The sequence below is a fragment of the Microbacterium sp. LMI12-1-1.1 genome (genome assembly GCF_040676455.1).
Classification (GTDB): Bacteria; Actinomycetota; Actinomycetes; order Actinomycetales; family Microbacteriaceae; genus Microbacterium.
Map to the genome: position 1 here is coordinate 490,738 of NZ_JBEGIA010000012.1, position 17,536 is coordinate 508,273.

At 70.2% G+C, this 17,536-nt stretch carries 16 protein-coding genes; 5 read left to right on the forward strand and 11 right to left on the reverse strand.

The window, feature by feature from the left end; translation table 11 throughout:
- Nucleotides 1-31: 31 nt before the first annotated feature.
- The 4 genes from MRBLMI12_RS10830 to MRBLMI12_RS10845 form a co-directional block, all read right to left on the reverse strand.
- A complete protein-coding gene (locus tag MRBLMI12_RS10830) occupies nucleotides 32-1,405 on the reverse strand; it encodes a kynureninase (RefSeq protein WP_363356492.1) in 1,374 nt (457 codons plus the stop codon).
- Nucleotides 1,392-2,372, reverse strand: coding sequence for a hypothetical protein (locus MRBLMI12_RS10835; protein WP_349425904.1), 981 nt, complete (start codon nucleotides 2,370-2,372; stop codon nucleotides 1,392-1,394). Before MRBLMI12_RS10835 ends, MRBLMI12_RS10830 begins: the two co-directional genes overlap by 14 nt.
- Entirely contained in the window at nucleotides 2,372-3,220 is an 849-nt protein-coding gene (gene kynA / locus MRBLMI12_RS10840) for a tryptophan 2,3-dioxygenase (protein WP_349425905.1), read from the reverse strand. Before kynA ends, MRBLMI12_RS10835 begins: the two co-directional genes overlap by 1 nt.
- 303 nt (nucleotides 3,221-3,523) lie before the next feature.
- Nucleotides 3,524-3,781, reverse strand: coding sequence for a glutaredoxin family protein (locus MRBLMI12_RS10845; RefSeq protein ID WP_349425906.1), 258 nt, complete (start codon nucleotides 3,779-3,781; stop codon nucleotides 3,524-3,526).
- 150 nt (nucleotides 3,782-3,931) lie between these two features.
- Here MRBLMI12_RS10845 and MRBLMI12_RS10850 point away from each other — a divergent pair, with 150 nt between their 5' ends.
- Nucleotides 3,932-5,089, forward strand: a complete 1,158-nt coding sequence (locus MRBLMI12_RS10850) for a glycosyltransferase family 2 protein (protein ID WP_363356493.1) — start codon at nucleotides 3,932-3,934, stop codon at nucleotides 5,087-5,089.
- Nucleotides 5,090-5,133: 44 nt separating this feature from the next.
- Here the strand turns inward: MRBLMI12_RS10850 and MRBLMI12_RS10855 are convergent, their stop codons facing one another.
- Together MRBLMI12_RS10855 and MRBLMI12_RS10860 are read right to left on the reverse strand one after the other, a co-directional pair.
- Nucleotides 5,134-5,607 carry an adenylyltransferase/cytidyltransferase family protein gene (locus MRBLMI12_RS10855; protein ID WP_349425908.1) on the reverse strand — a complete coding sequence of 158 codons (474 nt, stop codon included), beginning with the start codon at nucleotides 5,605-5,607 and terminating at the stop codon, nucleotides 5,134-5,136.
- A gap of 143 nt (nucleotides 5,608-5,750) precedes the next feature.
- Nucleotides 5,751-6,488 carry an SGNH/GDSL hydrolase family protein gene (locus MRBLMI12_RS10860; RefSeq protein WP_363356495.1) on the reverse strand — a complete coding sequence of 246 codons (738 nt, stop codon included), beginning with the start codon at nucleotides 6,486-6,488 and terminating at the stop codon, nucleotides 5,751-5,753.
- A gap of 385 nt (nucleotides 6,489-6,873) precedes the next feature.
- On the opposite strand from MRBLMI12_RS10860, the gene MRBLMI12_RS10865 reads away from it, so the two are divergent.
- Nucleotides 6,874-8,757 (forward strand): endo-1,3-alpha-glucanase family glycosylhydrolase, encoded by a 1,884-nt coding sequence (locus MRBLMI12_RS10865; protein WP_363356497.1) that lies wholly within the window; start codon nucleotides 6,874-6,876, stop codon nucleotides 8,755-8,757.
- 10 nt (nucleotides 8,758-8,767) lie between these two features.
- On the opposite strand, the gene MRBLMI12_RS10870 is transcribed toward MRBLMI12_RS10865, so the two are convergent.
- Together MRBLMI12_RS10870 and MRBLMI12_RS10875 are read right to left on the reverse strand one after the other, a co-directional pair.
- The gene (locus MRBLMI12_RS10870) at nucleotides 8,768-9,331 is read right to left on the reverse strand and encodes a low molecular weight phosphatase family protein (RefSeq protein WP_363356498.1); all 564 of its coding nucleotides are present in this window, start codon (nucleotides 9,329-9,331) and stop codon (nucleotides 8,768-8,770) included.
- Nucleotides 9,332-9,335: 4 nt separating this feature from the next.
- A complete protein-coding gene (locus MRBLMI12_RS10875) occupies nucleotides 9,336-10,937 on the reverse strand; it encodes a polysaccharide biosynthesis tyrosine autokinase (RefSeq protein ID WP_363356499.1) in 1,602 nt (533 codons plus the stop codon).
- A 238-nt stretch (nucleotides 10,938-11,175) separates the two neighbouring features.
- On the opposite strand from MRBLMI12_RS10875, the gene MRBLMI12_RS10880 reads away from it, so the two are divergent.
- The gene (locus MRBLMI12_RS10880) at nucleotides 11,176-12,639 is read left to right on the forward strand and encodes a hypothetical protein (protein ID WP_363356500.1); all 1,464 of its coding nucleotides are present in this window, start codon (nucleotides 11,176-11,178) and stop codon (nucleotides 12,637-12,639) included.
- A gap of 13 nt (nucleotides 12,640-12,652) precedes the next feature.
- Here the strand turns inward: MRBLMI12_RS10880 and MRBLMI12_RS10885 are convergent, their stop codons facing one another.
- Entirely contained in the window at nucleotides 12,653-13,762 is a 1,110-nt protein-coding gene (locus MRBLMI12_RS10885) for a glycosyltransferase (protein ID WP_363356501.1), read from the reverse strand.
- On the reverse strand, nucleotides 13,759-14,313 hold the full coding sequence (locus MRBLMI12_RS10890) for a DapH/DapD/GlmU-related protein (protein ID WP_363356502.1): 555 nt from the start codon (nucleotides 14,311-14,313) through the stop codon (nucleotides 13,759-13,761). Before MRBLMI12_RS10890 ends, MRBLMI12_RS10885 begins: the two co-directional genes overlap by 4 nt.
- Nucleotides 14,314-14,428: 115 nt before the next feature.
- Here MRBLMI12_RS10890 and MRBLMI12_RS10895 point away from each other — a divergent pair, with 115 nt between their 5' ends.
- Entirely contained in the window at nucleotides 14,429-15,568 is a 1,140-nt protein-coding gene (locus MRBLMI12_RS10895; protein ID WP_363356503.1) for a glycosyltransferase family 4 protein, read from the forward strand.
- Nucleotides 15,565-16,764 carry a hypothetical protein gene (locus tag MRBLMI12_RS10900; protein WP_363356504.1) on the forward strand — a complete coding sequence of 400 codons (1,200 nt, stop codon included), beginning with the start codon at nucleotides 15,565-15,567 and terminating at the stop codon, nucleotides 16,762-16,764. The genes MRBLMI12_RS10895 and MRBLMI12_RS10900 overlap by 4 nt, the downstream gene beginning before the upstream one ends.
- A gap of 9 nt (nucleotides 16,765-16,773) precedes the next feature.
- Here MRBLMI12_RS10900 and MRBLMI12_RS10905 read toward each other — a convergent pair whose 3' ends face one another.
- The gene (locus MRBLMI12_RS10905; RefSeq protein ID WP_363356505.1) at nucleotides 16,774-17,490 is read right to left on the reverse strand and encodes a CDP-alcohol phosphatidyltransferase family protein; all 717 of its coding nucleotides are present in this window, start codon (nucleotides 17,488-17,490) and stop codon (nucleotides 16,774-16,776) included.
- Nucleotides 17,491-17,536: the final 46 nt, after the last annotated feature.

A 17,536-nucleotide genomic window follows, 5' to 3' on the forward strand; every position in this document is an offset into this window, starting at 1 on the left:
GGATCCCGGGCCCGGCGCCTCGGGCGCCGGCTCAGGACTCGGCGCGGACGGCGGCCTCGACCGCTCGGAGACCGGCGAGTGTCTCGGCGAACGACGTCGACAGCGGGGACAGGCCGATGCGCAGGCCGCCGGGGTCTCGGTAGTCGGGGATCACGTCCTGCGCCCACAGCCGCGCGGTGACCTCACGCATCGCGGGGTGCGACAGCGTCACGTGGCCGCCGCGCGCGTCGGGGTCGCGGGGCGAGGCGATCACGACCCCGAGCGGTGCCAGCAGTTCGTCGGCCACGCGCACCGCGAACTCTGTCAGGGCGATCGACTTGGCACGGATCTGGGCGATGCCGACGTCGTCGATGAGGGCGAGCGTGTCCTGCATGGCGAGCATGCCGACGATCGGCGGCGTGCCCGACAGGAAGCGCCGCATCCCCTCCGCCGGCCGGTACTCCGGCCCCATCGCGAACACGTCGGCGGTGCCCATCCAGCCCTGGATGGGCTGGGCGAGCAGGTCCTGCAGACGTGTCGCGACGTAGGCGAACGCGGGCGAGCCGGGCCCGCCGTTCAGGTACTTGTAGGTGCAGCCGACCGCGAGGTCGAAGTCCCAGGCATCGGCCTCGACGGGCACCGAGCCGGCCGAATGGCAGAGGTCCCACACGACGAGCGCGCCGGCGTCGTGCGCGATGCGGGTGAGGGCTGCGGCATCCGCGAGATAGCCCGATCGGTAGGCCACGTGCGAGAGCAGCACGACCGCCGTCTCGGGGCCGACGGCCGCACGAAGCGCCTCCTCGGACACGCCGCTCGTCAGTTCGACGTCGATCCAGCAGACGCGGCCGCCGCGCTCGGCCGCGATGCCGTCGACGAGGTACCGGTCGGTGGGGAAGTTGTCGCGGTCGACGACGATCTCGACGCGGGCAGGGTCCGCCGCGACCGCGGCGTCGAACGCCGCTCGCACGAGCTTGTACAGCAGCACCGTCGTCGAGTCGCCGATCACGGTCTGGCCCGGGGCCGCGCCGATCGCGGCGCGGCCGACGGCGTCGCCGATGTCGAAGGGCAGCTGCATCCAGGACTCGTCCCAGCCGCGGATGAGGCGCCCGCCCCATTCGTCGCGCGCGAACGCCGACAGTCGCTCCACGCTCGCCCGCAGCGGCCGGCCGAGGGAGTTGCCGTCGAAGTAGACCAGTGAGGTCTCGGCTCCGACGAAGGCGTCGCGGTGCGTGCGCAGGGGATCGGCCGCGTCGAGGGACGCGGCTTCGGCCTCGAGGGCCGCCACCGCGCCGGTCCTGGCCTGACCGCGGGTTTGGGGCGCGTCCCGTACGTTCGGGGCGTGCGGCACGCGCCCCGAACGTACGTCGTGCGCCCCAAACCCGGAACTGGCCGGGCCGGACGACGCGGCGGGGTCAGTGGTCGTCATGGATGAGCTCCTCGGTGGGGACGACGGTCGCGCCGCGCAGCCACTCGGCGATGTCGTCGAGCTCCGTCGGCGGGGTGCCGGGCACGAACGTGCACACACCCGGCGGTGGATCGGTGAACGGCCAGGGGTCGGCCATCGCCGCGATGAGCGCCGCGCCACGGATGCCCGCCCGGTCGAGCGCCGCCACCTCGTCGGGGTTCACCCCGACCCGCTGGTCGCCGTTTCCGAGGTCGGTGCCGTACAGCACGCGGCCGCCCGCGGCGGCGAAGCCGGCGAGGTTCACGCGTGCGAACTCGGCCGCGTGCGGATCCGCGCCGTGGATCGCGAGCGTCGAGATCCACACCTGCCCCGCCTTCACGGCGTGGGCCGTGAAGGCACGCCCGACGAACTCGGTGAACGGGGTGTGGGCGAGGACGTCGACGCCTGCGTCGAGTGCGAGCTGCGGCATCCCGTCGCCCTCCGCGTGCGCGACGACCGGCAGACCGCGCTCGCGGGCGACCTCGACGATCGCCGCCAGCGTGCCGGGGTCGAGCACGGGCCCTGCCGCGCTGTTGAGGGCGGCCTTGATGACGGATGCCCCGAACGACGCCTGCTCGTCGACCGCCGTCGCCGCGCCGCCGGGCACCCCCGGGTGGGTCGACGCGTCCGCGATCTCTCGGGCGATCTCGGGCGGCGCCCACCCGCGGCCGACCGGATAGCCGCCGACAGCGGTGAGGAAGGCCCCGGCGTACGCCACGCGCGGGATGCCGTGGTCGCCGCGGCGGGCGAGCGCGACGGGGTCGCCGCCCAGGTCGACGACCCCCGCGATGCCACCGGCGGCGAGGGCCCGTTCGTCGATGAGATGCAGGTGCACGTGGTGGTCGGTGAAGGGCGGCAGCGACACGCCCTGCTCACCGGTGATCGCACGGCGGCAGAGCGCCGCCTCGGGGCCGAGCAGGTCCCGCAGCGCCTCCGGGTCGTGGGCCATCACAGCTCCGTCCGCACCGCGTACAGCTCGGGGAAGAACGTCAGATCGAGCGCGCGCTGCAGGAACGGCACACCGCTGGAGCCCCCGGTTCCGGTCTTGAACCCGATGATGCGCTCGACGGTCTTGAGGTGACGGAAGCGCCAGAGCTGGAAGTTGTCCTCCAGGTCGACGAGCTCCTCGCAGGTCTCGTATGCGGCCCAGTGCGTCTGCGGGTCGCGGTAGATCTCGGTGAACACGGGGACGAGCTCGGGGGCGTAGGTCCACGCCGTCGTCACGTCGCGCTCGAGCACGGCCGCGGGGATCGGATAGCCCGACCGTGCGAGCAGTCCGAGGAACTCGTCGTAGAGGCTCGGCGCCTCGAGCGCCGCCTGGATGAGCGCATGCGCGGCGGGATCCGACTCGAACACCCGCAGCATCGCGGCGTTCTTGTTCCCGAGCGTGAACTCGACGGCACGGTACTGCGCGGACTGGAAGCCGCTGGCGTTGCCCAGCACGCCGCGGAACTGCCCGTACTCGGCGGGCGTCAGCGTCGCGAGCACCGACCACTGCTCGGTCAGCGTCTTCTGGATGTGCTTCACGCGGGCGATGCACTTCAGCGCGGGCGCCAGCTGGTCCTCGCGCAGCAGCCGGCAGGCGGCGCCGAGCTCGTGCAGCACGAGCTTCAGCCACAGCTCGGTGGTCTGGTGCTGAACGATGAACAGCAGCTCGTCGTGATGCTCAGGGTCGCTGAGCGGTCGCTGCGCAGACAGCAGGGTGGGCAGATCGAGGTAGCCGCCGTAGCTCATGCGGTCCTGGAAATCGGTGACGACCGTTCCCTCGATCGCCCGGGTATTGCGTTCGACGCTCACGGCCTCAGCCTAATGAGGACGGATGCCGCCGCGTCAGAGTCTGCGCGCCCGCTTCGTCTCGCTGGCGCTCGCTCAGCGACCGGGTGTGCGCGTGCGACCGCTGGCCCGGTCGTTGAGCGAGCGAGGAACGAGCGAGACGAAACGCGCCGCGACGGGGTGTGTGCGTGCGGCCCCTGCCCCGGTCGTTGTGCGAGCGAGGAACGAGCGAGACGAAACGCGCAGCGACCGGGTGTGTGCGTGCGGCCCCTGCCCCGGTCGTTGAGCGAGCGACGAACGTGCGAGACGAAACGCGCCGCGACGGCGTCAGATGAGGGAGAGCTCGCGCAGCTTCGTCTCGACGTCGGCGTTCGACGGCTCGACGTGGTGCGAGGCGTCGGGGTACACGACGACGGGGATGTTGGTGCGGCCCGAGATGTCGCGGGCGACGTCCGCCGCGGAGGGATCGGCGACGAGGTCCACGTAGGTGTACGAGATGCCGAGCTCGTCGAGCTGCTTCTTGGTGCGGACGCAGTCGCGGCACCAGTCCGCGCCGAACATGGTGATGGTCGAGGGGGAGGTCATCCTTCCATTCTCACCCGGCGATCCTGGGCAGGCGCCGGACGCCGGGCGGCGCCCACGACCGCTCGACTGCGGTTCTCCCGCGCCGGTCGGCGGCATCCTCTCCGCACCCGTTTGCTCCCCGTTCAGCGCTGCATGGGAGGATATGCGGCAATGCAGCTGTCGATCATCGTCCCGACGTACAACGAGGCTCCCAACGTGGCGGAGCTCGTTCGCCGTGTCGCCGCCGCGCTCGACACGGTCCCGGGCGGCATCGACGCCGAGATCGTCTTCGTGGACGACAGCACGGACGCCACCCCCGACGTGATCCGCGATGTGGCCGCCGACGCCCCGCTGCCGGTGCGCGTGATCCATCGCGACAAGGCGGTCGGCGGACTCGGCGGCGCGGTGCTCGAGGGGTTCGCGGCGGCGGCGTCCGACGCCTGCCTGGTCATCGACGGCGATCTGCAGCATCCGCCGGAGAAGATCCCCGAGCTGTGGCGACGGTTCTCGCACGGCGACGTGGACGTGGTGATCGCCTCGCGCTACGCCGGCGGCGGCACTGCGCACGGCCTCGCCGATCGCACGCGCGTGATGGTGTCGAAGTCGTCGACGGCGGTGACCCGCGCGATGTTCCCGATCCGGCTGCGCGATGTCACCGACCCCATGACCGGCTTCTTCCTCATCGACCGGCGCAGCGTCGATCAGGCTCTCCTGCGGCCGCGCGGCTTCAAGATCCTGCTCGAGATCCTCGCGCGCCGGCCGATGCGCATCGCCGAGGTGCCGTTCGACTTCGCCGACCGTCACGCCGGCGAGTCGAAGGCGTCGGTGCGGCAGGGGCTGCACTTCCTCACCCAGCTGACCGCCCTGCGCTTCGGCAAGATGTCGCTGTTCGCGGTGATCGGCGGCCTGGGTGCGATCGCGAACGTCGCGATCGTGTGGGCGCTCACCCAGCTGGGCGTCGACTACATCCTCGCCGCCATCGTCGCCGCCGAGGTGACGATCGTCGGCAACTTCCTGCTGCAGGAGCGCTTCGTGTTCGACGACATGCGCGACAACGCGTCAGGCGTGTGGCTGCGGTTCGCGAAGTCCTTCACGTTCAACAACGCCGAGGCGCTGGTGCGCATCCCGATCGTGGCGGTGATGGTGTCGACCGGCCACATCTCCGCCGTCGTGGCGACGGCGATCACCCTCGTGCTGGCGTTCTTCGTGCGCTTCCTGTTCCACTCGCTCGTGGTCTACGCACCCCGCAAGCCCGGTGTCGCGCCCTCGCGTGCACGCCGTCTCGTCGAGGAGATCGACCAGGAGGTGATGCAGCCCGGCGAGCTGTAGGAGAGCGGATGCCGCGGCACGCGTCCGCCGGCCGTGCCCGTTGCTCAGCCATGCGAGACGGCGAGCCCACCGGGCAGCACCTCGTCATGGGCGAGCGATGCGGCCATGATCTCGAGGGCGTGGCGCAGCGCGGTGCTCGATGTGTGCACCGTGTAGGGGAAGTAGACGACCTCGACGCCCACTTCGGCGAACTCCCGTTCCAACTGGGCTCCCTTCTCGGTGCCGCGCCAGTCGTCGCCCTTGAAGAAGTGAGTGAAGTGCAGCTGTCGCCACGTCTCGAGCTTGTCGGGCACGTCCTCGATGTGGACGCTGTCGACGTAGGTGATGCTCCGGACGATCTCGACGCGCTCGGCGGTGGGGATGATCGGATCGACCTTCTTCACGAGCCGGAGCATCTCGTCGCTGACGACGCCCGCGATGAGGAAGTCGCAGTTCTCTTTGGCGTGCCGAAGGATGTTGAGGTGTCCGACGTGAAAGAGGTCGAATGCCCCGGCGGCATAGCCGATGCGTACAGCCATGATTCCCCCATGTGAATCCCGCGGCGTCCCACACGCCGGGTCTGTACGCCGAACCCTACAGCAGACCTGGCCGCACCGACAGGGCCGAGCCTCCGTCGTGCGCGCCGTGTGGATGGGGGCGATCGCGGCCCAGGTATCGATGCCTAGGGCGCCAGCTGAGGATCGAGGACCGCCGTGACCGCCGCCGCGAGAGCCTGATAGCCCGCCGCGTTGGGGTGCACCCCGTCCGCCGAGATGAGGTCGGTCCTGCCGAACAAGGGCTGGCCGGAGTCGAGATAGACGACCTCGTTCTCGAGCGCCGCCGCTTGGATCGCCTGCGCGAACTCCCCCGCGGAGGGTGGCGGCGCATCGTCGTCGAACCAGGGAGCCATCACGAAGATCATGGCGTCCGGGTAACGCTCGCGGAGCTCACCGAAGAGCCCATCGGCGGCAGCGGCGACGTCGGCCGTCGGGAGCCCGATGTCGTTGCGCCCTCCGGCCACGACGATGTACTTCGGCGAGCCGACGATCTCGTCGATCGTCTGGCCGTAAGTCCCGCAGTACGGGCGCCCGCAGCCGTTCTCGTCGGAGGTCTTGATGTAGCCCGTTCCTCCGAGGCCCAGGTTGTCGACGTCCCAGCCATGCGCGTCCCCGACCAGGGTCGGCCAGCGAACGCCACCGCCTCCCGCTCCTTGCGTGTAGGAGTCTCCGATGAAGACGGCCAGCGGCATGGGCGCGGGGATCGTCGGCGACGCGGCGTCACTGGGGGGCGTGTACCGAGGGGTCTCACCGCGCACGATGACTCCACTGCTCAGGAACGCGGCGATGACGATGCCCGCGACGACCACGAGCGTGAGCGCCCACAGCGGCATGCCGCCGACATCTCTACCGAGCTTTCGCATGGCCGTCCCCGCAGACAGACCCGGCCTGGTTCGGGCACCGGCCGACGAGGAGATCCTACCGAAAATCGGTAACGATCTCGCGGCATCTGCCGTGTCGCGGGTGCGGCGGTTTCTGAGAATCGCCTAATATACGCGCTCTCGATTAGGAGTGGCACGCGCTCCGCGGCTAACGTGACGTATTCGTCTGGGGGATCGCGCCGCGATGGGGGTCGCAGCGCAGCCCGCCCCGATCAACCACGAAGGACAAGAGCCACCCGTGACATCTCCCCACACTCACAACCTCCGAACATCCCCACGCCACCGCCTCAGAAACCAGCCTTCGACAGGCCAGCCTCGCGGCCTCGCGCGCCGCGCGAAGGCACTGGGGGGGTTCGTCATCGCCGCGATGGTGGCGGGCGCCATCATCCCGCTCACCACGGGCGCGGACAGCGCCACCGCTGCCGACGAGGTCGTCCTCACCGCCTCGGACTCGGCCTGGACGACGACTCGCCAGCCGACCGTGCCGCAGTCCGGTCTGCTGAGCGCGACCGCGACCTCCGACCGCACCTACCTCAAGTTCGACGGCGACGCGCTCGCGGGACGCCAGGTCACCGCGGCGACGCTCGTGGTGAAGGTGAACAGCACCACGGCCACCGCTCCCGGAGTCGTCGCGTACCCGACCTCCGCCTCGTGGAAGTCCACCTCGCTGACGCACGACAACCAGCCGGGACCGACCGGATCAGCGGCGTCGCAGCCCAGCGCGACCGCGGTGAAGGGTCAGACGCTCCGCATCCCGCTCGACGTCCGCTCCGTCGCCACCACCGGTGACTTCGCCCTGGCACTGAACTACAGCCAGCGCTACATTCAGCTTCGTATGGAGCGCTTCAACAGCGACGCACCCCGCATCGAGGTGAGCACGGCACCGGTGTCCACCACACCCACGCCCGCGCCGTCCCCGACGACTCCGGCCGAGACCCCCGCCGACGGCCCGCTCGTGTTCGCGCACTACTTCGTGCCGTACCCGCTGTCGATCGACAACAAGACGGAGTCGAGCGACTACTACACCCGCAACTACCTCAGCCCGGATGGTGAGAGCGGCAAGTTCGCCTCCGTCGGCGGCCTCCTGCGCGACCGGCCGATCTCGCCCGGAGTGTCGACCTCGACGACCTGGCGAGTGGACAACTTCGCCACGGAGGTCCGGCAGGCCAAGTCCGCAGGCATCGACGGCTTCACGCTCAACCTCATGAGCTCGAGCGGCCAGAACTGGGATGCCTCCGTCAACGTCATGAAGGCAGCCGCGCAGGTCGGCGGGTTCGCCGTCGTGCCCATGGTCGACGGCTCCTCGAGCTTCTCCTCGAACACTCCCGAGACGGCAGCCTCACTGCTCAGCCAGCTCTACCAGGTCGGCTCCGCCTACAAGGAGGACGGCGAGTACGTGCTGTCCAGCTTCAAGGCGGAAGGCGCATCGGTCTCGTGGTGGACGCAGGTCATCAACCTGCTGGAGACCAAGTACGGGCTCCCCATCTCGTTCCAGGCCGTGTTCAACAACGCGAGCGACGCCAACCTCAAGGCCTACGCGCCCATCGCCGACGGCTTCGGCAACTGGGGCACGCGTACGGAGCGCACGACGCTGAACAGCGCGGACAACGTGGCACGTGCCCACGCCCTCGGCAAGACGTGGATGGCGCCGGTCGCGGTCCAGGACGTCCGCTACCGGTCGCTGTCGTGGGCTGAGGCGAACAACACCGCCTCCGTGCGCGCGCAGTGGAGCAAGGCGATCTCCCAGAAGGCGGACTACGTCCAGCTCGTGACCTGGAACGACTACAGCGAGTCGACTCAGGTCGCACCGTCCCAGGACCACGGCTCGGCCTTCCTGGATCTGACGCGGTACTACACCTCGTGGTTCCACACGGGCTCGCAGCCGGCGATCACGTCGGATGCCATCGTGCTCACCCACCGCACGCAGTTCGTGGACGCGAAGCCGTCGTACTCGCAGTCGCTGATGGGCGCCCCTGCGCTCGACGGCACCTCGACTGCGGCTCGCGACTCGGTCGAGGCCCTCGTGTGGCTGCCCTCCGCAGCGACGGTGCAGATCACCGTCGGTGGCACGACCACGAGCTTCTCGGCGCCGGCGGGAGTCTCCGCCTACACGGTGCCGCTGAAACTGGGGACCGTGTCGGCGAAGATCGTCCGGTCGGGTGCGACGGCGGAGTCCCTCACCTCCCCGCACCAGGTCGTGTCGACGCCGTACGTGCAGGACCTGCAGTACTACGCGGCCAGCAGCTGGTAACACCGGCGGCTCATCGCGAGACGAGGTGCTCGAGGATCTCCTCGAGCACCTCGTCCATCTTCGCCGCGCTCCGCGCATAGACCCGGCGGGAATGCTGCCACGGGTCCTCGATGTCGTCATGCTCCGTCGACGCGCCTGCCGGGCCACGCGCCTGCTGGGCGAGGGTCACCAGCGCGGGCAGGTCGGCACCCGCGCTCCGCGATGCGCGACCGGCGCGCAGGAGGCGTGCGAACTGCAGGACGGTGAACGTCCGCGTCGCCGCCGCCGGCATCTGCCGGACGATGAGTCCCCGATGCTCCCGTGAAGCGGTGAGCACGACGTCTGCCCGTGCCACCATCCCCTCCGTCAGCGCTCGCGCTCTGAATTCCGACGCGTCGATTCCCCTGGTCTGGAGGCGCTCGAGCAGGTAGCTGCTCATCGGGTGGCCGAGGAGCGGTGCGACACCCGCCGACGTCAGCCGGATGACGGGACCACGAGCGGACGCGAGCGATGCCCGCAGTCCCCACTCGAGGTACGGCGACCGGCACACGTTCCCCGTGCAGACGAAGAGGATCGACCCCCGTCCGTCGCTCATGGCGTCAGGTCTCGCGCTGCGACTCGACCGCGCTGAGCGGGGGGAAGTGGGCAGGCGACGCCGAGCGGCGCCGTCCCGCTCGCTGGGCGGACCCTTCGTCCGCGGGCCAGTCGCCCTCGACGGCCGGCTCGTGGTCGCCGGCGTCCAGATCCTCCGACTTCCGCGGTGGGGCCGTTGTCGTGCTGATGAAACGGTCGTCCGCGGCCCCGGCATCCGGCGCCGCCTTCGACGGAGCGTTCGCGACGTCGTCCTCGGTCGGGCGCACCGGCGCCTTGGCCGGCGCGTACTCGTAGCGGTGGTCTTCTCGCGATCGGGACATGTTGAACACAGCCCCCTCGACCGACGTCCCCAGGGAGGTCAAGCGGTCCAGCGCCCGACGCAGCTCCCGCACGCGGAGCACCCGTGCCCCGATGACCAGGATGACGCCACCGAGCAGGCGCGCCACCACTGCACCGTCCGGCACAGGATTGATGGGCGGGCAGTCGATGATGGTCACGTCGAAGCGTTCGCGCAGCCGCTGCAGTGCCGCGCTCGCCGCAGTCGACTCGAGCAGTTCGCTCGGGTTGGGCGGCCGAGAACCGGCGAGGAGGACCTTGAGGTCGTCGGGGCCCCAGCTCACGATGGCGTCCTCCAACGCGATGTCTCCGGTGAGCACGTCGGTGAACCCGGAGTACTCCGGAAGATCGAGCAGGTCGCCCAGAGTCGGTCGGCGCAGGTCGGCCTCCACGAGGCAGACCGCGAGACCAGATGCGGCCAGCGCGGCGGCGATGTTGGCCGCTGTCGCGCTCTTGCCCTCGCCGGGGCGGGACGACGTGACCGAGAAGACCTTGTGGACTTCCCCGGGCTGCAGGAAGCGAAGGTTGGCGCGCAGCTGTCGATACTCCTCGCCGCGCCGGGAGCCGGCCTTGATCACGGCGATGGGATCCCGCTGCGCGCGGCGGTCGAAGGAGATGACCCCGAGCACCGGCAGCCCGGTGATCTCGGTGACCTGCTCCTTGTCGCGGACGCGGGCATCGACGACGCCCCGGAGCACGACGAAGACCGTCGCGGCGACGAGGCCGGCGAGGAGGCCCGTAAGCAGCAGGAGGGGGACATTCGGCGACGACGGCGCTGTCGGAGGTTTCGCCGACTCGATCACCTGCAGCCGGACGGGCGACTGGCCGTCTACACGCGGCGTGAGCGACGGGACGACCTCTGCGAGGAACTTCGACACCGAGTTGGCGATGGCGGCGGCTCGAGCCGGCGATTCGTCCGTCGCCGAGATGGTGATGACGCTCGTATTGAGGGGCACCGACGTCGACACCTGCCGGCGCAGCTGCGAGATCGTGACATCGAGGTCGAGGGACTCGATGACGGGGGCGAGCACCACCTCGCGGGTGGCGATCGCGCTGAAATTCCGCGCCTGCAGCTGCGAGAAGTTCGACGACTGCGCGAGCTCGCCGGTGCTCGCTCCGCCGGTCACGGTGACGAAGACGTCGGCGCTCGCGGTGTACTCGCGGGGGGTGGAGACGACCAGCGTCCAGCCTGCGAGCACGCCGAGCAGGATGCACGACACGACAACCGCCCAGTGGTGGCGGATGAGTCGCAGCAGACTCCTGGTTTCCATACCCTCGTCCGATCACGCCGAGGGGTAGAACGAACCGAAATTCTCCCCAATCCCCTTATAATGCTATATCTCTCGGTTGGGCGCTCAGCTCCTTCCGAAATCCTCGTGGACGGCGCCGATGACGCGAACCGATCAGCTGTCGCATTCCGGGCCGCGCCGCGAGGGATCCGACGGCAGGCGAGTCGCCTACCGCGCACCCGATGCAGCGGGGGACGACGAGCTGCGACGAGGCTTGCGCATGCTTCTCCTCGTCGCATCCCTGGCGGTCCTGTCGATCGGAGTCCCGGCGTTCCTGATCGCCGATGTCGCGGATCTGCCACGCAGTGACGCCTGGATCGTCACACTCGTACTCCTCGTCTGGGCCGGCATCCGTCTCTCGCTGCTCTGGGTGCGCGGAACGCCGAGGCTGTTCGACTTCTTCTTCTGGCTGTTCGTCTACATCTTCATGGGCATCGCTCCGACCGCCCAGATCCTGTCCGGGCTCACGTCGACGACGACGCCCGGGGTCGACACCGGGCTCGACATGCCGACGGCGGGGGTGGTCCTGCTCGGCGTGTTCTGCTACGAGGTGGGACGCCTGCTGCTCATGCTGCGCGAGGGGCGCCGGCGGACGGCGGGAAGGCCACTGGTCGTGCGTCCGGTCAGCAGCTGGCGCACCGTCGCGCTGTTCGTCATCTCCGTCGCACTGAGCGGCTACGTCCTGTGGCGGCTCGGCGCGATCGCTCTGCTCGGAAGCCGGGATGCGGCGGCCGCGGCGCGTGCCGCCGCGTGGCCGGACCCCGCGGTCCGAAGCATCGTCTTCGCCAGCGGGATCTATCCGCTGCTGGTCGCGGTCGGCGCCCTGGCCCAGCTGCGTCGCACCGCGAGCAGCGCCCAGAGTCGTCGGCTGGCGCTCACCGGAGCCATCGCAGGAGCGGTGATCCTCCTCCTCATCGTCAATCCGATCACGAGTGCGAGGTACTCCTTCGGGACCGTCGTGTTCGCTCTGGCCGTCTACGCCGGCGCCGTGCGGACGCGCAGGCGGGCGCGGATCACGATGCTCGCAGCGATCGCCGGATTCCTGTTCGTCTTCCCGATCGCGGACGCATTCCGCCGCGCGGGTGCGGCGACGGGCACCCGGTCGGGCTTCTTCGACGAGTACCTGTCCAATCCGGATTACGACGCGTTCTGGCAGGTCGCCAATGCGCTGTCCTACTGGGTGGACGGTCTCGTCGCACCGATGAGCCAGTTCGCCGGCAGCGTCCTCTTCTGGGTCCCTCGAGCCCTCTGGCCGAACAAGCCCACCGACACGGGCATCCTCCTGGCCGAGTACCGGGGGTACACCTTCGACAACCTGTCGGCGCCGACCTGGGCCGAGGCGCTGGTGAACGGCGGCATCATCGCCGTCGTGGTCGGCTTCCTGCTCCTCGGACTGGTGCTTCGTGCGATGGACAGCCGGATCGTGCCTGCCCTGCGAGTCGGCGGCGTCTGGGCGATCGTCGGCGGCATCCTGCCCGTGTTCATGACGATCCTCCTGCGCGGATCGCTGCTGCAGGCGACCGGGGCACTTTTCCTCACCGTCCTGTGCATCGTCTTCGTCATCGGCGGCCGGCAACCGGCGGAGGCAGGCCCTGACCCGGGTCCGCCGCCGCAGCTCACGCCCGACGCCGCCGCCACGGGATCGGCCCACGCACCGAATCAGCGTGCGCCAGGCGCTGAGTGAGGGGCAGGCGCTCCTACCCGTAGAAACGCTCGAGACGTTCGGCGATCACATCCATGCTGCGCTCCGCGCGCACCGCACCCCGACCGCGTGCGCCCATGGCCGCGGCGCGCTCCGGATCCGCGACCAGGGTGCGCAGCGCGTCGGCGAGGCTCTCGACAGTGTCCTCAGTGACGAGGCCCGCATCGTGCGCACCGATGAACGGAGCCAGTCCGCAGGTGTCGGTGACGATGACGGGCAGCCCGACCGACATCGCCTCCAGCACCGACATCGGGTAGGGCTCGTCGACACTCGGCAGGACATACAGCGTGGCCTGCCGCATCCGAGCCGTTGCCCCGCTCATGCCGACGGGACCCTCCCACGCGATGCGATCGGGGGCTCCCGAGGAGGCGATCGCGTTCAGCACCGATGCACGCTCGCCCTCATCCGGTCCGACGAGCGCGAAGGCGGCGTCGGGGAACTCGGCTGCGACGCGCGCCGCGGCCTCGACGAACGCGACCGGGTGCTTGCGGGGCGCGAGTCGAGCAAGATAGAGCACCCTGGCCGGACCGACTGATGCTGCTGCCGCCGCCGCTTCCCGCGGAACCCCGTTGGGCAGCTCTTCCAGTCGAGCCTCGCCGCGGGAGACGACCTCCAGCGACGCGCGCTCGCGCGAGGTCAGGTAGGCGACGATCCGCGCTCGTCGCAGCACGGGCCGGGTCAACGCCAGATCGAGGGGAACGGCGAGCGGATTGCTCGTCTCGTCGATCATGCCGTGCGTCTGCACGACGATCGGCACCGCGCGTCGGAGCGCGATGAGCGCCGCAGGAAGCGTCACGAGGTCGCGCGCCGCGTGCACGTGGACGACGTCGAACTCCCGGGCGTGGCGGTGGACGGCCCGCCACAGCTCGGGGGAGCCGAGTCCGGCGAACCCGGTCCGCGGCAGGAGGGTCCGGGCCGGGAAGAGCTTGGCCGGCACGCCGTCGATCTCGGTCGGGACCTCCCCGTCGAACCCACGGTGCGTCCCGGTGAGCACGACCTGATGCCCACGGTCCTGGAGTGCGCGGAGCTGATTGACCGCAACCCGAGTCGGTCCGCCGTACTCGCCCGACGGGCTGAGCAGCGTGACCACTCCGAGGATCTTCACGTGGTCGGCTCCACCGGGTCGCGGACGGATGCGCGGGGCGCGAGGACGATGGATTCCGGCTGCACGTCCGATGTGACCAGCGCCGTGGCGCCGACGACCGCATCCCGGCCCACCCTCACGCCGCGCAGGACCGTCGCCCGCGCCGCGATCCACGCCCCGTCCTCGACCGTGATCGGCGCGTTGTCGAACTCGAACGTCGGGGAGCGTCGGTCGTGGCTCCCGGTGCAGAGGAAGACGCCCTGCGAGAGGCAGACGTCGCTGCCGATCGTCACCGGCTCGAGATTGAGGATCCACACGCGCTCGCCGATCCATGAGTCGTCGCCGATCACGAGCTTCCACGGCCAGTGGACGCGAACGCCGGAACGGAGGTTCACGCCCTCGCCGATCCTGGCGCCGAATGCTCTCAGCACCCTGACGCGAACCTTGGCCGGCACGAACCAGGGCATGACGAGAAGGCTGGAGGCGAGCTGCCAGGCCGCCTGCCAGGCGATGCCGCGCCCTTTGTCGTAGCCGGCGCCCGTGAAACCGGCAAGACTGCGTCGTCCCCCCATGGGCGACATCCTAGCCACGCGTGATTTCGGTGGGTCAGCGGATATGATCACACGCACGCACCTCGCGGACCGCTCACTGCTGTCGCGGTCATCACACCGTCGAGGGAGGGCCGGGGTGACAGGGTCCGATCGACTGCGAGCGGTGTGGGTGAGCGGCGCCTTCGGGTTCGGCGACGATCTGGCCTACTTCCGTGACGTGCTCGGGCAGTTCGCCAGCAGGTTCCCCGACGCCACCGTCCTCGTTCGAGAGGGCTATCCGCTCGAGCGATACCCGGAGCTTCCGCTCGCTGCGGACCTGCGCTTCTGGGTGCGTCGACGCGACCGCCGGGTGGGGGAGTACACGTACACGGGCAACCTCCGCGTGCCGACGCCCCGAGCGATCTGGAGGATGCTGCGGCGTCCGGCCGATGTCGTCATCGTCGTCGAGTTCACTCCCACGGCACTCGTCTCGGCCGCCACGGCACACCTCCGGCGACGTCGCGTGGTGCAGCTGATCGAGTCGGAGCCGTCGTTCCGCGGCGGGGCGGAGGGCCGGCTCGCGACGACGGTGAAGCGGATCTTCGCCCGTCGGTCGCACATCGTGCTCGTGAGCAACGAGCGGACCGCGCGCTACGCGCGGGAGCGCCTCGGAATCCGAGCCGGGCGGCTGCGCGTCGGGCCGTACCTCACGTCGCAGCCGGGGGATCCTCTGCCGGCCTTCGACGACGGCGGTCCCGTGCGCTTCCTGTTCCTGAACAGCCTTCAGCGCAGGAAGGGGCTTCACCTCCTCCTCGCCGCGCTCGCCGTCCTCCCCGAGCACGTACGCGAGTGGACGCTGGATGTCGTCGGGGACGGACCAGAGCGCGCGGCGCTGGAACGGCAGGTCGGCGACCTGGGGCTGGTCGAGAGGGTCCGCTTCCACGGACGAAGACCGCACGAAGAGGTGACTGCGGACTACGCTCGCGCGCACGTCGTCATCTGTCCGACGCAGGGCGACTACCGCTCGCTCGCGGGCTTCGAGGCCGTCAACGCGCGGCGTCCCGTCGTGCTGTCGACGCGGGACGGGGCGGCCGAGGAGATCATCGCGTCCGGGGCTGCCGCTGTCGCCGTCGATCCCGTCGAGCCGCGAGCGCTCGCCGACGCTCTCGCTACCTTCCTGCGGGACGACGCGCACCTGGCGGAGCAACTGGCGATCGCCGCCGCACCCCCGGATCGATTCAGCGTCGAGGCCGTCGGCGCCAACCTCGAAGCCGCGGTTCGAGCGGCGGCGAGATGAGCCGCCGCTCTCGGCTCCCCCGTCCGCTGACGGTCGCGCAGATCCTCTCGAGCGCCGCGGGAGCACTCCCCATCCTGATCGCCGCGGTCCGCATGGATCCCGCGGCGTTCACCTCGTTCTCGATCATCACGCTGGCCAGCGCGCTCGCGGTCGGAGGATCCCGAGCCGCCCTCTTCCAACCCGCACTGATCTTCCAGCGAACCGACTCGCATGCGCTCGTGCCCGCGCGGTACATGCTCGTCGTCTCGTCGCTGTCGGCTCTCGCGGTGGGCGCGATCGCGATCAGCTCGGGCGGGGTCGCTGCCGGCGAGGCGGCGATCATCGGTGTCGCCGGCGCCGTCCCGGTGTTCTACGACTGGGTCCGATATCGCGCCATCGGCTCGAGCCGGCGCTGGGCCGTCGCAGCAGGCGACGCCGTGCGCGTGACGCTCGTCTCGGCGACGGCGCTGCCTGTTCTCGCCGCCACGCCGCTGTCGTTCATGCTCGCGATCGGCGTATCGTGCGCGATCGCGGCTGCCGTGGTGCTCCCTCAGGTCCCGCTGCGCGTGGGGGTCTACCCCTACCGCAGCTACCGGTCGTCCGCTGCCTGGCAGACGCTCGACTTCGCCGTCGGGCAGTTCATCGTCTCGGTGCCCCTGTTCGTGCTCGCCGGCTCCGGCGCGAACGACCTCATCGGCGGAGTCCGGCTCGCGCAGACCCTGCTCGGACCGCTGAATCTGGCCTTCGCGGCGACGACGACGAACATCGTCGCCGACGGCGCCACGCATGTCGACTACCGGCGGGCGTCGGCGATCATCGCACGCGGCTGGCGCGCCAGCATCCGGCTCGGGCTCCTCGCCACCGCCGGCGTCGCGTTCCTCGTCGGCGTCGTCTGGTTCAGCGGCTGGGCCCCTGCGGGTGTGGAACGCGCGGACCTCCTGCTCGGCCTCGTTCTGGTCGGCGCGTCGACGATCCTGACGGGGTGGGCGGGCATCCACGGCATCGTGCTGCGGGTGCTCGATCACCAATCGGCGGTGACGCTGGTGCGCATCGGCATCGCCGTGGCCACCACGGCCGGGTTCCTCATCGGCTACGTGCTGGGAGGCGACGAGTGGAGCCTCGTGCTCGGATTCGGTGCGAACGCGGTCTCGGCTCCGCTCCTGTTCGTCCCCGTGGCGCTGTTCTACTACCGACGGGACACACGCGAGGCGCCGTAGTCTCGTCGGTCAGCTGGTGCGCTTGAGAACCCTGAACCACTTGAGCAGCAGAGCGGCCGTGATGAGAGCGGTCAGGCCTCCGAGGGCGGCATAGACGACGAAGAAGATCTGCGATGCCCCCCACAGGAGGAAGGCGAGGGCGAGGACCCCATAGTCGGCCGGGAGCAGGCCGAACGCGCGGATCGCCGAGGGGGATCTCGGCGGATCGGCGGCGTGCGGCCGCGTCCGGCGGAGCAGCTCGAAGATCGTCATTCCCGAGAAGAGCACGACCGCGACGAGCATGTAGGCCAGCGGGATCAAGAGCCACGCCCCCGTCAGGAGCCCCTGCGTCGCCGCCGCGACGAGCACCGCGGCATGGACGGCGACCATCTTGCCCGAATCGACGACGTGGTCGAGCCATTCGCCCGCGAGGCTGCCGCGCCCGGTCAGTCGGGCGACCTGGCCGTCCGCGGAGTCCAGGGCGAAGCCGAGCACCAGGAGGATCGCGACAGCCAGACCCGTGACCCAGCCGGCGGGGCTGATCACCAGCACGATCAGGCCCGCGGCGGTGCAGAACGCCGAGACGGCGGTCACGCCGTTGGGGGAGACCCCGGTGGAGGCGGCAGCCGCCGCAAGAACCCGCCCTACGGGACGGTTGATGTAGCGCGAATACAGCGAGACGCCCACGCGGCTCTTCTGCGAGCTCGACAAGGAATCCATGGCTTCGCGAAAGGTCAGGCCGGACATGTCCCCCACTGTCCCCGCACTCTCCGGTACGAGTATCGGACTCTAC